General features: G+C 40.6%; 6 protein-coding genes. 3 read left to right on the top strand and 3 right to left on the bottom strand.

The features are described 5' to 3' along the window. Positions 1 to 2: 2 nt before the first annotated feature. Both GJ691_RS06455 and GJ691_RS06450 read right to left on the bottom strand, forming a co-directional pair. Positions 3 to 404, bottom strand: a complete 402-nt coding sequence (locus GJ691_RS06455; protein ID WP_246200132.1) for a c-type cytochrome — start codon at positions 402 to 404, stop codon at positions 3 to 5. A 10-nt stretch (positions 405 to 414) separates the two neighbouring features. Continuing rightward, positions 415 to 1,536 carry a PQQ-dependent sugar dehydrogenase gene (locus tag GJ691_RS06450; RefSeq protein ID WP_154365000.1) on the bottom strand — a complete coding sequence of 374 codons (1,122 nt, stop codon included), beginning with the start codon at positions 1,534 to 1,536 and terminating at the stop codon, positions 415 to 417. Between the two features lie 140 nt (positions 1,537 to 1,676). Here GJ691_RS06450 and GJ691_RS06445 point away from each other — a divergent pair, with 140 nt between their 5' ends. The 3 genes from GJ691_RS06445 to GJ691_RS06435 all read left to right on the top strand — a co-directional run bounded on the left by GJ691_RS06445 (position 1,677) and on the right by GJ691_RS06435 (position 13,773). Continuing rightward, entirely contained in the window at positions 1,677 to 10,274 is an 8,598-nt protein-coding gene (locus tag GJ691_RS06445; protein ID WP_154364998.1) for a T9SS type B sorting domain-containing protein, read from the top strand. A 266-nt stretch (positions 10,275 to 10,540) separates the two neighbouring features. Beyond that, entirely contained in the window at positions 10,541 to 12,268 is a 1,728-nt protein-coding gene (locus GJ691_RS06440; protein WP_154364996.1) for a glycoside hydrolase family 9 protein, read from the top strand. Beyond that, positions 12,265 to 13,773 (top strand): sulfatase family protein, encoded by a 1,509-nt coding sequence (locus tag GJ691_RS06435; protein WP_154364994.1) that lies wholly within the window; start codon positions 12,265 to 12,267, stop codon positions 13,771 to 13,773. Before GJ691_RS06440 ends, GJ691_RS06435 begins: the two co-directional genes overlap by 4 nt. A 97-nt stretch (positions 13,774 to 13,870) precedes the next feature. Here GJ691_RS06435 and GJ691_RS06430 read toward each other — a convergent pair whose 3' ends face one another. Next, positions 13,871 to 17,200: a VCBS repeat-containing protein gene (locus tag GJ691_RS06430; protein ID WP_154364992.1), complete on the bottom strand. Its 3,330-nt coding sequence runs from the start codon at positions 17,198 to 17,200 to the stop codon at positions 13,871 to 13,873. Between the last annotated feature and the right edge of the window lie 139 nt (positions 17,201 to 17,339).

The following is a 17,339-nucleotide window of genomic DNA, read 5'->3' as shown; positions in this document are numbered from 1 at the left end:
TATTATTCGGTAATAGCCTCCACTTCCTTAATTGTAACCATTTCGTTCGTTGAATTGCCCCATGAATTCATGATATAGTTCATGACATCGGCAATTTCCCCGTCATCCAATCCCATGGGGGCCATGGTGTTATTGTATGTTTCGCCGTTTACGATGAGCTCCCCTTCCTGTCCGAATTTCACACCTTTGATACTTGCAGTTCTTTGCTGTTTTAAATAATCCGATTTTGCCAAAGGAGGAAAAACAAAAGGAATACCTTCTCCTGCAGGCATATGGCAAGCCACACAGAAGTCGTTATATATTTCACTTCCCCTTACCATACTGGATTGTAATTCAGGTTCTTGTGCATTGGTGTAGAATACGCCAATTAAAAAAAATAAGATGGTCAATAGTCTTAATTTCATGTGTGGGGGATTAATGTTTAGGGATTAATTTATAAATTCCTTTGCCTTCTATGGCCACATAAATGATTCCATCGGGACCTTGACGAACATCGCGAACCCGGCCCATGTTCTCCAACAACTTTTCCCTGTTCGTGACTTTTGTTCCATCCAAGGTCAAACGTTCCAGATATTGAAAAGACAGGGATCCTACCAATAAACTACCTTTCCAATCTTTATACTTGTCAGAAGTTACAAAGGCCATTCCACTGGGGGCTATGGAAGGAACCCAATAGTGAATGGGTTGTTTCATGCCTTCCATTTCGGTTTTATCGGTAATGGGCGTTCCGCTATAATTGATTCCGTATGTAATCAAAGGCCAACCATAATTGGCCCCTTTTTCAATAATATTGATCTCGTCACCACCCCTAGGCCCATGTTCATGATCCCAGATTTCCCCTGTTTCAGGATGTTTTACCAGTCCTTGGGGATTTCGGTGCCCATAACTGTAAATAGCCGTTTTAGCACCTTTTTCGTTGATGAAAGGATTGTCTTCGGGTACGCTTCCATCGTCATTCAACCTATATATTTTGCCCCCATCCCTGGTTATATCTTGCGGATTTTCGTCCCTTGCACCTCGTTCTCCGATAGAGAAATATAAATATCCTTCATTGTCAAATGCTATACGTGATCCAAAATGTTGTCCTTTAGTGGTATTTGGACCAGCTTTATAAAGTAACTCATTGTCATACAATATGTTATCTTTTAGTTTTGCCCTCATTAAAGCAGTATGTCCTCCTTTTTCGTTTCCTTCTTCAGAAGCATAGGTTATGTACAACCAACCATTGGTTTCATAATCGGGATGTAAACATATATCCATTAAACCTCCTTGGCCTCTAACATATACTTTAGGAACATTTGCAATATGGTTTTTTTTCCCTTCTTGAAAGTGAATCAAATCTCCGGATTTTTCCGTAATGAGCATGCTGCCATGAGGAAGAAACGCCATGCCCCATGGTATTTGGAGTCCATCGACGAATAGCTCTGCTGTAAAAGGAATGCTATTTGGTGTATTTGCCTTATTTTCAGGCTCCTGGGCGCAAGAAAAATTAAGCGTTATAACGAATAAATAGAGGTATGTAATACTATTCTTCATATTTTGACGTTAAAATTAAATATTATATGAAAGGCTATCAGCCCTAAAGATAAATAGAATTATATAAGTTTAAATAAATACGCTAAAGAATATACTTGCACCCCAATCCAAGCATGTTCTTGCCATAACTGACTTAACCTATGTTTCCAAAAAGCCCAAGGCATATACTTTATGCCATATTGCTGTTGCTATTCTCTGCGGTTTGCACTTCGGCTATTGCAAATTATGACTACAATTTTGTAGTTGGGATTTCGGAAGTCCTCGAGAAGGTTGTTTCTACGGAAGAACGTAGCTCGGAGACTGAAGTTTCCAAAACGTCCAAAACGTCAATTGTTTTAGAAGAACAAAAATCATTGAACGTTTCATCACCGATGCCCATGTTCACCACCATAATCCAAGGTGCCGATGAAGAAGTTGCATGTACGAATGATGGTAGTACTATTGCGCGTTTTAATCTTTGTGGTGATTCCGATGATAGGGTTGTTTCCTTGTCAGGAGCTCCTTTTGGTTCTGTGTCATGGGAAATATTAGGAGGTTCTTGTTCTGCCGATATTAATGAGGATTGTCCCGAAACGGAAAATTCTTGTTATACTCAGGTTAGTACTGCACAGAACTTTACCATTGATGCTAGTACTGTTTCTTCAACTACAGGAGGTGAATTCAGGGTAAGGGTCAATGGATCAGGACCCTATTATTATTTTAAGGTTAAGAAAAGTACGATTACCCAGACCTTTGTAAAGCAAGATTATATCTGTGACGTACCGGGAAGAATACAGATAACCAATCTTTCCAGTGCATATGAGTTCAGTATTGATAGCGGAAGTGGATATGGCCCTTGGCAAGGTCCTATTTTTACCGATTTAACTCCTGGAACGTATGTGGTTAAGGCAAGATTGCAGAATACACCGAATACTTGTGAATATCCTTACACACCTATAGTTATAGAAGAACGCAATATTGATATCGGGGTGACTTTCGTCGATGCCCAATGCTATGGGGAAACAGGTTCTATTGAGGTAACGGTGAATGATGTACCCGGACCTTATATTTACACCTTGTTGGATGCGAGTGGGGTAGTCCAAGAGTACACAGCTCCAATTTCTGATAATCCTTATACTTTTTCAGCGGTAGGTTTTGGCACCTATACTGTACAAGTAGAAACACAACAATGTTATGGAGATGTACTAAATGGGATAGACCCGCCACAAGAAAGTTTAGATGATTTTGGAAATCCGATAATAATAGGTGATGGTTTAATTGCTCTTGATGCCTCAACAGAGGTACATAGTAGTTTTGGGTGTACTATTGCCCCTAATGTCATTTCCGATGTTGATGTTACGATCAATACCTCCGGTGGAGCCGCACCATATACTTTTACGGTAAATGGTGGAGCCGCACAACCGGCATTTGGTGATGCCATGACCAATACGGGATCAACGACATATACGGTAACTTCAGCCGGTTCATATGATATAGTGATTACCGATAGTAATGGTTGTTCCATTACGGCTTCGGCCAGTGTGGAAACGCTGCTACCGCCATCGGTAACAGCAACGGGAACAGATGGTACATGCTCCAATGGTGGAGCGAAAATTAATTTTAATGTTACAGATGCAAGAGGATATAATCTATCTTATAGGGTCAGTAGTTCGGATGCATGGGAGACAACTCCTGAAATATCAGTTTCAGCATCGCCTTCAGGTACACTTTATGACGAGATAGAAGTGCATTATGAACAAGGAGGATTTGAATGTACCCTGCCCTTATCGGATGTAACAGTTTCAAGTGTAGGGGTGATTTCCGGTTCAGCGACCAAAATTACAGATCGTACCTGTGATGGTAGTGGAGGAACCAATGGAGGTCAAATAGATTTTGTTGGGCCTTTTACCGGAGGCTCTGGTAGTGGGTATGTTTTTAGTATCGACGGGCTAAACTTTACGGGTACTACATCGTATGCTAATTTATCACCGGGAACCTATACGCCAATGATAGAGGACGGGGGCGGATGCCGATTGGAATTAACGCCAATAACAATTTTGGATGTTGATCCACCAACGGATCTCGATTTTGCCCAAAGCAATATCAATTGTTCTTTGGGATCTTCCGATGTACAGTTGACTGCTACGGCCAATGCGGCAATAGCCAATTATTCGGTTATAAGTCCAAGCGTTATCGACAATGGGGCTAGTGATACCTTCGTAGGTCTGAGTACCAGTACCTCTTATATATTTCAGATAACCGACGTTAACGGATGTACCTATACAGAAGGGTTTACACCTGCAGTAATAAGTTCTATCCGGGCAAGGGTTAAATCTGGAGGGGATTTAAATGTTTGTAATGGGGCCACTGATGGAACCGGAACATTTTTAATCGATGGTTTTGCGAATAACTATACATATGATATCAATAGTGGATTGTTTTCAGGAGGTCCACAGAGCGATGGTGAGGTTGTATTGCCACTTTCGGGAGCGGGGACATATACCATTACAGTTACTGATGCGGATACAGGTTGTACCGATACGGCTTCATTTGATATTCAAGAAGCTTCGCCCATAGATTTAAGTACCAGTGTGGTTACGGCCATGACTTGTGCCAATGGTAATTTAGGTCGGGTTGTTGCAAATGCCACTGGGGGTTGGGGTACTTATAGGTATACCTTGCTTTATCCTGATGGAAGTACTACCGTGGGACCTAAATCGGGTAGGACATTTAGTAACCTTAGCCAAGGAACGGACCCATTGGATCCTTCAGATGTATATACCTTAACAGTTGAAGATTCAGAAGGTTGTACAGATACCTTTACTTTTGATCTTGAACCTTTAAACGCTCCAACTATAAGTTTGGATACAGCTGCTTCCGATTTTTGTTACGACCCTAGTTTTGGTGCAACTGCAACAGTAACATCAACAGCTGGTACGGCACCTTTAAGTGGTCATCAGTATCGTATTAATGGGGGAGCGCTACAAGCTAGTCCAACATTTACAGGGCTAACGCCAGGTAATTATACAATTGAGGTTGTTGATGGTAATGATTGTAGTGACGATCTTTCAATAACCATTGAGCCACAGTTACGTGTTTCTACGAGTATTGAAACTGAAATCCCATGTGGAGGAACCCCTGGAACAATAAGGGTAAGTGTAACAGGGGGTTATTTGTCAGGACCGGGAACCAAACAGTATCAAGTGAGTGCTGATAATGGGGCTACTTGGGGGGCATTGACCACATTTACTTCCAATAGTTTCTTATACGATACTACTTTAGACGGAGACTATATATTCCGCGTTTTTGATGAAAATACGACCAATAGTGCTTGTTCTGCGGAGTCAGCACCAATATATTTAGCACCGCCGGCTTCTTTGGATCCACCAACAATAGAAACTTTTGATGTAAGTTGTGGGGGTGCTATCAATAATGGTAGGGTAGTCATCACCCCGGATGCCACTAGTGGGGTACCTCCTTATCTAATTAATTTTGATAATCGAGGATTTGGTTCCCAAAGTGCTTTTTCGGATTTGGCCGTAGGTACATATGATGTGGAAATACAGGATGCAAGAGGATGTTTGTATACAGGTACCATTGACATTAACAACGATCCTACGCCAGTACCCAATGCTATGGTTACAGAAATACCTGCTACCTGTTCACTAAGTGCAGTCAGTGGTGGTATTGAAATTACCAATGTTATAGACGGTACAGAAAATTTCAGTTTTGTCATAGAAGATAGCTTTGGTAATTTTATTACTAGGGAAGATGATGTGGCTCGATCTTCGTTGCCATACGCGATAACCGATACAGCCTTGATACCAGGCGATTATAGGGTAATTACTGTGGATGCCAACGGTTGTACCGATTTAGATTTAGTAACCATAACGACCAATGAGGTGGTGATTACGCCTATTCCTCCTCCAATACCTGTTATTTGTGATGATAGTGGCTTTACCTATGCCGTAAGTGTTAGTGGTGGATCAGGCTCTTATGAAATAAAATTGGAGCATCAACCGGCGTACTACCCATTAAACAATACGCCAGCTGTAAACGATCATACATTCAGTAATTCGACTGATGGTATTCAATATGGTGTTACATATACTGTGATGGTGACTGATACAGGAACTGGATGTATTTATGAACAGGAGATTCCTCCGATTGAAGGTCCATCTACCCTAGAGGTGACGGCTACAGCAAATCCAGCTGCGTGTTACCCAAGTACCGATGGTCAGATTTTGTATGAAATCACAGGATTTATTGTTGGGGATATTTTACAGATTGAATTGTTGAACGAACAGGACGGCTCACGAATTACCTTAGAGTCCTCTGTTACTACTTCGGCGACCCCACATACCGGAAGTTATAATGCACCTTATGGGGATTATCAGATTATTGTTGAGAATTTAACAGATACTTGCGTCGATGCAGTTGCAGTTACCATAGATCAAAATCTACCAGCTATTGATATATTAAATACGACCCCTGCGAATTGTAATTCCGATGGATCCATTACCGTACAAGGTAGGGGAGGTGATGGTATTTCCTATAGCTTTGCTTTTATGCCGCAGGGTGATGTACCTATTGCTAGTGATTATGGTTCAGCAACCACTTTCTTTGGGCCTGCAGGGGACTATGACGTTTATGTAAAAGATTTTAGTGGTTGTAGCTCTTTTGCAATAGCGAGTATTATTCCTACTGATACTCCTCCTGTTATCACTACAACGGTTGTTAATCAATGTGATTTTACATCCACGGCTTTTGATATTACGGTAAGTGTACCGGATACGATAGATACACCGTTATTTAGTTTGGGCGGAGAGGAGCATTATGGTGTATTGAATGGAAGTGTTTATGAATGGACCTATGTTGTTTCCACCCCCGGTGATTATGTTGTAGACGTGGTCGATGCCAACGGGTGTACCTCACAGGCTACGGCACATGTTTACGAATTTTTATCGGCTTCAGGAAGTTTTACGACAGCAACTACCTGTAACGATGCGGATGGGGAGATAACCATACAAACTACGGGCGGTAGTGGTGATTTTACTTTTGAGCTTACCGGTACCGACTATAACTCCAATGTAGTTTCAACAACACAAACTTCTAATGTGTTTACGGGCATATTCCCGGGGACTTACTCCGTTCACGTTGTGGACAATATCATGTTTGATGGTACGGATTATTGTGATTTTACCATTTCGAATATTCATTTGGATGCGGCCGTTACCCCAGTTATAGAGGCAACGAATCTGCATGATATCACCTGTTTTGGGGATAATGATGGTAGTATCGATATTGTCTTGCAAGCTGGTACTGACGTCGATGGACCAATTTCATATCAATTGGTTGATTTTGTCAGTAGAACTCCGATAACAACGAACAATTCAGGGTCTTTTACGAATTTAGGACCTGGCAACTACGAGGTAATCGTAACCTCTGCCAGAAATTGTGAAGCCTTGTCTGGGGATTTGGAAATCACCGAACCTGATGATTTTGCCATTACGGCAACAGCACCTCCTTTTGCATGTGAAACAGGCGCAAATAGATATAGCTCTACTACGATTACCGTAACGGTAGATCCTTCAAATCCGGGAACTGTAGGTAGTGGATATCAATATAGTATCACGGGGTATTCGGATTATCAATCATCAAATTCTTTTGAAATCGTTGATAATGGTTCTCCCCAAGATATTACTGTTTATGCCATTGATGGCAATGGTTGTCAAACCTTCTTTGATTTACCGACTTTGGCTACACCAGATGATATTACTTCAACGATTATTGATGTAGATGCCTTGAACTGTAGGGATGATGAACGAGTACGTATCCAAGTAGCGGGCACGACTGATTTCACGGTAAGTGCTGTTTCAGTAGCTCCTATTACTCCAGTGACAAATTCTGCAGGCAATGATTATGTAGATATGTACTTGCCTGCTGCTGGGGACTATATTTTTGAGGTTACCGACAATATAGGAGGGTGTACATACCCAATGCCCGTACATACTGTCGTAGAGCCAACTAGTCCTACGGTTGTTATAAGTGAGGCTAAAGCGATAACTTGTTTCAATCCGGGCAATGACGGTGAGTTGTCTATAGAAGTTACGGATTATATAGGTTCCTACACTTATAATGTCTACAGTGCCAGCGATACAGGAAAAACCACGGTATTAACAACGGGTAGTTTTGATACGGCCAATAATCCAGAGACCATAACCGGTTTAACAGGGGGTAATTTCTTTGTTGAGGTTATTTCAGATGATGTACCCTATTGTTCTAGTGACAGTAATGTTGCTACGATAAGAACACCGAACGGGGAATTGGAGGTGACCGCTATAGAGGTCGGTAATACAGGATGTAATGATGATACAGGTATTATAGAGGCAACTGGTCAAGGTGGCTGGGATGGTTCCCCTTATGAGTACAGACTTCTGGTAAGTTCTGACGGAGGGGCAACATATGCCACAGAGGTTGTACCATTTTCGAACAGTAGCAGATTTGAAAACTTACCAAGTGGTGATTACCAAATTGAAATCCAAGATGTAGAAGGTTGTACTGATACGTTTGAAATTAATTTGGCCCCGGTTCCACAGATTAATGCTGGTATTCGTGAACCATTGGCTTTACAATGTCCAGGAGGTAACAATGCCGTATTGGAAGCGTATGATACATCATCGGGAGATGCAGTAACCGCAATCGCCGGTGCTACGGGAGGATATCCCGGAGCTGGATATAACTATCAATTGTTATACCTTAACAGTAATGATAATACCGATATAGTATCTACAAGCGGATTGCAGAATACACCTACTTTCATTGGGGCAACCGGTGGTTTCATTAGTGAAGGCTGGTATGCTATAGAAGTGTCTTCCAGTTTTGATTGTACATTCGTCACGGAGCCTTATTATGTGGACCCACCACCGGCCGTACAGCCTAAATTGGTGCAGACCGCAGTTCCTGGCTGTGGTGGTATGGGAGAAATCCGATTAACCATAGAAAATCCGGATCCATTGTTTACTTACGAATATGTTCGTATTGAGAATGGGGTCGAAGTCGGGGTTTATACTGATATGACCGGTACTTCACAATTATTTACCGGTGTGGCCGGAATTACTTATCAGTTCGATGTAAGAAAGAAAAATGCTTTAAATATTTGTCCGGCAGTAAGATCCAATGGTATTACCATGACCGATGCGACCGGAATAACATTATTACCTAATTTACCGGATGATATTTCTTGTGCATCTGAATTGGACGGAAGGATAGAATCCTTTGCTAACGGTGGCGTAGGGGGTAATCAGTTCTACTTGTATTCGGGTGACCCTGTTGATGCATTTAGTCCGTCAGCAACGGCAACCCTTGTTCGTGGCCCACAAGATCATGGAACTTTCGAAGGTTTGGATGCAGGTACAGATTATTATATAGTCGTAACAAGTGGGGCAACATGTAGTGATATTGCGGGTCCTTTTGAAATTGTAAGACCTGAACCGATTATATTCGAAGCAAATCCTGTTCCGGTAAGTTGTTTTGGAGATGAGGACGGGTCCATTACGATTGAGGTTACCAGCGGAGGTGTTGGATTGATTCAATTCGCGATAGAACCGAATTTCAACGAATTCTTTAGTGATCCATCAAATCCGGGTACATATACTTTCGAGGAGCTTCCGGCAGGTAGTTATGAAATCTTGATTCAGGACGAAAACGGATGTTTTGAAAAAGACGTGCTTACGGTAACGGAACCACCAGTCGTAAGTATAGATGATGTTGCGACTACGCCTGAAACCTGTATCGGGTTTGCCGATGGTACAGCACAATTAACGGTCTCTGGGGGTACACCTTTTGTAGATCCGATTACCTCGGTATCTTATTACGAAACCATGTTGGTCGGTCCTGATTCGGATGGTAGTGAGGTTTTTGTTCGTAATGACGATTTAACTTTTGAAAATCTTGCAGGGGGCGAAACTTACATTGTATTTGTCCAAGATGCGAATATGTGTGGTACCGATGCATTGATTCCTATAGAAATAGGGGTTGATTTAACAGCGGATGCTATAGTGCAATATGGCTGTGAAGGTATCTTCCCTTATAGTACGGTTTCCCTTGAAATGCAAGAAACCGGTTTATTGCCGCAATTACTTTTCTCCTTGGATGTTGACGATATTAATGTAGCGGATACCGTAACCACTTGGGGAGACCTTCCGGCAGGAGATCATACGATCTACATTTATCATGAAAATGGTTGTACCAGTTTTGAAGAGTTCACTCTTGAAAATTATGAGCCATTGACCATAGATGGAGTCAAAACAGGTCCGAATGAGTTAACGGTTACCGCTAGTGGAGGTTTTGGAGGATATGAGTTTTTCTTCCAAGGGGAATCCTATGGTAGTGAAAATGTGTTTACGACCAACGAAAGTGTAACCGTTACGGCCAGGGTCGTGGATCAAAATGGATGTGAGGCTTTGATAACAGTTCCGTTCGAGTTTACGGGAATGTTGGAAATACCTAATTTCTTCACTCCTGATGGTGATAATAATAACGATGTTTGGGCACCAAAGAACCGTGAATTTTTCCCTAATATTGAGGTCAAGATCTATGATCGCTATGGTAGGGTAGTGGCCGAACTTGATGCGGTTAGTAATTGGGACGGTTATTATGATGGTAGTCCGGTACCTTCAGGTGATTATTGGTACGTGGTCAATGCAAATGACAAGACCAAGCTACGCTATGTAGGTCATTTTACACTTTACAGATAAATAAAATTAAGTTCATACAAAAAATGCCGATTGTTATCAATCGGCATTTTTTTTACTAAGGGGATCAAAAACATAGTACTATTGAAGATATTTGACCTTCCCGTAAGATGAAGATTATCGGCTTGGTATGATGTTTATGGAATATTTATTCATGATTATTCCCCAGTGGTTAAAAGTTGTAGGTTTTTAATAGGTAAGTGATAAAATAAAGGAAAATTCTGAGTTTGTTTTGTGCTAATTTCATGGTGGTTTTAAAACAATATAAAATGAGATATCCTATATTCCAGTTTGCTTATTTACCGTTATTGGTCATCTGTTTACTTTTTGGATGTAAAGAAAGACTCCCAGATAATAATGGGGAATTCAGCGAACAAATACGATTGAATCAAGTTGGGTATTACCCATTTGCTACTAAAAAAGCGGTTATTGTAAATGGAGAGGGGTTAAAAGAATTTTCATTGGTAAATAATGAAACCAAAGAAATTGTTTTCTCAGGGCCTTTGACAGAAACAAAGGAATGGAAGTTGGCTGGGGAGCAAATCCAAGTAGCTGATTTTACCGGTTTGAATACGTCTGGGGATTATTCCATTTATATAGAAGGGTTGGGGTATTCTTATCCTTTTCAAGTTGGGGACCATGTTATGCACGATGCTTTTATCGGCTCCATTAAGGCCATGTACTATCAACGAACGGGTATGGCTTTGGAAGAAAAATATGCCGGTAAGTGGAAACGCGAAATGGGCCACCCTGATGATAGTGTGGTATTTCATCCTTCCAGCGGTAAAAACGAAGGATATATTTCTTCAACCAAAGGTTGGTACGATGCGGGTGACTATAACAAATATGTTGTAAACGGGAGTTTTCCCTTAGGTCAGTTTTATACATTGTATGAACAGTATCCAGGGATTATTACTGATGGCGGACTTAATATTCCAGAGAGCGGTAATGGCGTAAGCGATCTATTGGATGAATTGAAATATGAGATGGATTGGCTATTGACCATGCAAGATGATGATGGCGGATTATACCACAAATTAACTACAAAGAACTTCGAAGGAATAGTAATGCCCGATAAAGCAACAAGTCAACGCTTTATTGTAGGTAAAGGCACTGCGGCCAGTTTGGATTTTGCTGCATGTGCGGCACAGGCCTATAGGGTATTCAAGGATATTGAACCTACCTATGCCGATCAATGTCTCGCAGCGGCTAAAAAAGCCTATCATTGGGCCGTTGAAAACCCGAACATTGAATTTTTAAATCCGGAAGATGTAAGTACGGGACAATATGGGGATAAAAACTTTGAAGAGGAATGGTTTTGGGCCAATGCTGAATTGTTTATCGCGACCAAGGAAGCGAATTATTTGGACGGGATAAATAAAAATCCATTGAATTTTGAATTCGCCAAAGGTGATAATTGGGCTAAGTTCATGAAGTTTTCGGGAATGTTCAGTTTGTTGGAAAACAAGGAAGATATTCCGGAGAGTTTGTACAAAGTGCTTAAAACCGGTATAGGGGAAAGGGCAGATGCCTTGGTCAAAAAAGCAGGGGGTTTGGATTATTTTCAACCAATCGATGATTTTCAATGGGGTTCAAACAGCGATGTTCTCAATGCCGCTATGATAATGGCGCAGGCGTATCGTTTAAACTCTAAACCGGAATATTTGAGAGGCGTACAACAATGTGCCGATTATATATTCGGTACTAATGCGACAGGGTATAGTTTCGTAACCGGCTATGGGGATAAGTACCCAATGAATATTCACCATAGACAAAGCGCAGCCGATGAAATAGTGGAACCTGTGCCCGGTTTTGTGTGTGGTGGACCTAATTTTGGAAAGCAAGATGCGGCATCCGGGGTAGTATATCCGGATAATGCTCCGCCTATGAAAAGTTGGGTAGATCAAGAACCAAGTTATGCAAGTAATGAAATCTGTTTAAATTGGAATGCCCCTTTAACGTACATCCTTGGATTTTTAGACCAAGAATCAAAATGAAATCATTAAGAACATTATTTTTTACTTTTTGTTGTTTGGTTTTATGCGGGAATAGGGCCAATGCGAATTACGTGTCAGACACTGTTGTTTCCCCTGTGAAAAAGGTTGAAAAGAAACCTCGTAATGTAATATTTATCCTAACGGATGACCATAGGTATGATTATATGGGCTTTACGGGAAAAGTACCTTGGTTAGAAACCCCAAATATGGATAAATTAGCATCTGAAGGGGCTTACCTTCCCAATGCATTTGTTACCACTTCTTTATGTTCGCCCAGTAGAGCTTCGATTTTGACCGGCCAATTTTCGCACTCACACACCATAGTGGATAATCAGGCGCCAGATCCAGGTAATCTTGTTTATTTTCCACAGTACCTCGAAAAGGCAGGTTATCAGACCTCATTTTTCGGAAAATGGCATATGGGTGATCATGGGGATGAACCCCAACCTGGCTTTACCCATTGGGAAAGTTTTCCCGGACAGGGGGTGTATTACAACCCTACGTTGAATATCAATGGTAAACGGGTGGCTTATAAAGATTCAACTTATATCACCGATTTACTTACTGAACATGCTGTTGATTGGTTGGATAATCGAGATAAGGATAAACCCTTTTTCATGTATTTATCTCATAAAGCCGTACATGCAGCTTTTAAGCCGGCCAAACGACACAAAGGAAAATACAAAGGAAAAAGAATAGATTTACCTTCAACGTATGACCAAACCAAGACCGGGGAGTATCGTGATTTAAATTGGCCCCAATGGGTTGCCGACCAGCGGGTAAGTTGGCACGGGGTCGATTATATGTACCATGGGAATGATGGTATTTATGATAAAGTAGTTGATTATTGTGAGACCTTGTTAGGGGTAGATGAAAGTGTAGGTACCATTATGGAGTACTTGAAAAAAGAAGGTTTGGATGAATCTACCTTGGTCATTTATATGGGGGATAATGGATTTAGTTGGGGTGAGCACGGACTTATAGATAAAAGACATTTTTATGAAGAATCGGTAAAAGTTCCTTTATTGGTTCGTTGTCCCGAGTTGTTTGAAGGGGGTAAAAAACCCGAGCAAATGGTACAAAATATAGATATAGGTCCCACTATTTTGGCAGAAGCAGGGGTAAAACAGCCCGATAATATGCCAGGGGTTTCTTTTATTCCAATACTCACGGGTGATACCAATGCCCCTTCCCGTAAAGAGGTTTTTTATGAGTATTATTGGGAATATGACTTTCCAATGACCCCTACGGTTTTCGGAATGCGAACAGACCAATACAAGTATATCAAGTATCAAGGCATTTGGGATCGCAATGAACTTTACGACCTTCAAAATGATCCTGATGAGATGTACAATTTGATAGCTGATCCAGATAAGCAGGAAATTGCCAAAGAAATGTCGACTGCGATTTATGATTGGTTAGAGAGCACCAATGGAATGCAGATACCACTTAAGCGTACGATAAAATATAGTACAGGTGATTTTAAGCATAAGAATGAGTTTTGATTTATAAGAGTGCTTAAGATAAAAAAGTGGTCTTATATTCTAAAGAATCATCCAAGAGGTTAGCAAACAAAAACCTTTTGGATGATTTTTTTAATTCTCAGTTCTTCTGAAAGATCTTAATCCTACCCCTGTTTTGGGAAACGATAATGTATGGGGATTTTCCTTGGGCGTTTTGGAGTATTACCATGTCCTTGGCATCACCGGTAACCAAAAATCCACTTTCTTTGGTTTTGATCGTCTCAAAACCCCCATGGCCATCCCCCTTAAGTAATCCGCCGTTGAATGCATCAAGGCGACCGATGAAAACTTCATTACCAAAGTTGTTTCCGATCAATAAAAGGTCACTTATATCATCGTTGTCATAATCCGTTACTGCCATACGGTTAATCGGCGCAATTTGGGCTTCTAGTGGTAATGGATGGCTTTTGAATTTGCCATTACCCAAATTTTCGAAATAACTGCTTTTGTCATAATTAACGAACAATTTCATGGCATCTTTCATTTCTTTAGGGGTCAATAGATCATTTTCCGTGGTTTTTGCATATTCTTTGTACGAATTGAACTTAGCCCTAAACAATGGACTTTGCCCATAAAGATCTCCCCAAAAATTTGTTGGATAAGATTTATAAGTTGGATCATTAAAGTCGGTTTTGAAATAGGCGAACATTACAGGATCTACCGTGCCATTATTGTCAAAATCCTTGGCAAGTAAGGTTACAGGCCTTTCTTTGGTGGGTTGATAAAAATTGTTCGCCCCTAAATTACCAGCTACGATATCCAGGTCACCATCCCCATCAAAATCATGGGCCAATAGGCTTTCCCACCAACCATTTAGACCGTCTATACCGGTTTCCCTTAATTTTCGGAAAGAAGATCTTTCATTCTTGAATATTGTGATAGGCATGTATTCACCGGCTAAGATAAGATCACTGAGTCCGTCTTGATCAACATCCGTCCAAATTGCATCGGTAACCATACCTATATCGCTTAGGGCAGGGCATAATTCATCGGTTGCATTTCTAAGAACACCGTTGTCGTTCTTTAGAAGAAAGCTTCTCTCTGGCTTTGGGAACTCCGCAAATGGCGTTCGTCCACCTACAAAGAGGTCGGTATAACCATCGCCATCAAAATCATGTGCTTTTACCACGGAACCACTGGCTTTGATTTCCGGCATCTTATCAGGGGCTAAAGAAAAGTTTCCTTGACCATCGTTGATCATTAAGCGATCGGAATAAAAGGTACTGCCTTTTTCAAATTCATTGCTGCCCGAGACTAAATAAAGGTCAAGGTCACCGTCATTCTCCAAATCAAAAAGGGCCAAACCTTCTTCTTCAAACTTCATATCCTTTAGTTCGGTGAAAAGTTGGGAATTTTTAAAAGAGCCGTCTTTTTTCTGTAAAAATATTTGAGGGGAATTACCGGATGAACTCCCGACGATAAAATCCTCGGTACCGTCACCATTTATATCGCCTGTTACCAAACAAGGGCCATTCTGGGTTAATTTATGGGGTAATATGCGTTGCACATTATAATCGATCATATCTTTTTCGTCATGTACATAATCAATTCCTAAACTATCGGTAACTTCTACATATATAGATTTTGGTTTTTTAGGAATGAAAGGGAAGGTGATTTCAATCGGATTTACCTTGGTCGCATTCTTATGATCCAATACAATGGTCTGATTGCTTTCAACATCGTTGATTTTTTGAAATTTGCCATCGGGCCAGATTACTTCAAGTGATTTTATAAGATGCTCTTTTCCTAAACCAAATTGGGCGATATTCTGAACGGAGGACATATAGCCCCTGCTTAAATGATGTTCATAATATTGTATAGTGTCATCTGGCAGTCTAATCGCGATTTTCGCCCCGATTCCCGATATGTTCGTTTTAGGCCCTTTTAAATCTACCTTTAGATAATTGTGTGCAAGGTCAAGGTTTTTATCCAATGTATTTTCAAAAAGGAAAGCTTCGTCATTGATATTGTTGACGACATAATCCATATCCCCATCATTATCCAAATCAGCGAATACGGCACCATTGGAGAAAGAGGGCACGTTAAGTCCCCATTCTTGGCCTACGTCGGTAAAAAGACCATTTTGATCATTCTTGTAAGCAAAATTTGGTATTTTGACTATTGGGATTGAATCCAAGATTTGCATAGGTTTCATATAACGTCGTACATTGAATTCAAATTCCCCAAAATCAAGATCGGTTATATCCCTAGGAAATCCGTTCGTGATCAATAAGTCCCTATAACCATCATTGTCCATGTCTACAAAAAGGGGAGACCAACTCCAATCGGTTTTGGCGATTCCGGCCATTAAACCGATTTCTTGATAAGGTATTCCATCACCTTGACCAGTTTGAAGCATGTTCCGCGAGAACTGATATTCATACCCGAATTTTTCATTGAAAATATAATCGTTGTACCTGCTTTCCCGCATTGTCGTCTTAAGTCTGTGGTTGTTCTCACCTAACATATCGAGTGTCATGATGTCCAAATAACCATCATTATTGTAGTCCGATATATCATTACCCATAGAGAACCTACCCTGATGCTTTAGAAGCTTGTCGATTTTATTGGAAAAGGTGCCATCACCATTATTGATATATAAGAGATCATTGGTGAGATAATCATTACTGACATAAATATCTGGCCAGCCGTCATAATTCAGATCGGCAATAGCCAAGCCAAGGCCATAACCTTCGATTGTGATTCCGGCTTCTAGGGTTACATCGGTAAAGGTGTTATCACCATTATTACGGTACAATTTGTCGTTACTTAAGGCCGAACCGTCAGTGATCTTTGCACGATAGTTTGATGGTAGCTCATGAATATCAACATTGTTCAACACATAGAGGTCTAAAAAACCATCTTTGTCATAATCGAAAAATGTAGCGTTCATGGTATTTCCGGCATCTGCGATACCATAGCTTTTTGCCATATCCTTGAAAGTTGGTATGCCGTTTACATCAAGACCTTGGTTTATGAATAATATGTTCTCCATTTCCGTAGAGTTGGGGAACAATGCCGTACAAACGTAGATATCTAAAAAACCATCATTGTTAATGTCGACAAGGGATACTCCGGTTTTCCACCTGTTCAATGCTTCAATACCACTTATTTTGGATACATCCTTGAATTTAAAATCGCCTTGGTTTATATACAGTTTGTTGGCCACTTGGTTTCCTGTGAAAAAGAGATCTTGTTTGTCGTCATTATTAAAATCCCCAACGGCTACACCCCCTCCATTGAAAATATACTCACTGGTCAATATATTGAAGCTATCTGTTTCGGTAATTTTATTGTTAAAGGTTATTCCGGAATGATCCGATGAAACCATAGAGAATAGGGTGTCCTCTTTTTTATTACATGAAACCAATATTGTCACTACAAGAAAAAACAAACTTATTTTTTTCATTTTTAATTAATTGCTTTTTTATGGGCCGGGTAATTTAGGACCTGATTAAACTATTTGAAAGTGTTTGGGAAATTCGCAACGCTCTAAAGTGAATGGAAAGGTAAAAAATAGAAATCGATAAACAAAAAGAACATATCTG

Source organism: Maribacter luteus, assembly GCF_009674825.1.
Classification (GTDB): Bacteria; Bacteroidota; Bacteroidia; order Flavobacteriales; family Flavobacteriaceae; genus Maribacter_A; species Maribacter_A luteus.
Note: the sequence above shows the minus strand (reverse complement) of the source record. Positions and strands in the feature narration are given on the sequence as shown.

Bases quoted from the DNA above. Each gene is read 5' to 3' on its own strand.
- GJ691_RS06440 (WP_154364996.1), top strand. From the start codon at position 10,541: ATGAGATATCCTATATTCCAGTTTGCTTATTTACCGTTATTGGTCATC.
- GJ691_RS06430 (WP_154364992.1), bottom strand. From the start codon at position 17,200: ATGAAAAAAATAAGTTTGTTTTTTCTTGTAGTGACAATATTGGTTTCA.
- GJ691_RS06435 (WP_154364994.1), top strand. From the start codon at position 12,265: ATGAAATCATTAAGAACATTATTTTTTACTTTTTGTTGTTTGGTTTTA.
- GJ691_RS06455 (WP_246200132.1), bottom strand. From the start codon at position 404: ATGAAATTAAGACTATTGACCATCTTATTTTTTTTAATTGGCGTATTC.
- GJ691_RS06445 (WP_154364998.1), top strand. From the start codon at position 1,677: ATGTTTCCAAAAAGCCCAAGGCATATACTTTATGCCATATTGCTGTTG.
- GJ691_RS06450 (WP_154365000.1), bottom strand. From the start codon at position 1,536: ATGAAGAATAGTATTACATACCTCTATTTATTCGTTATAACGCTTAAT.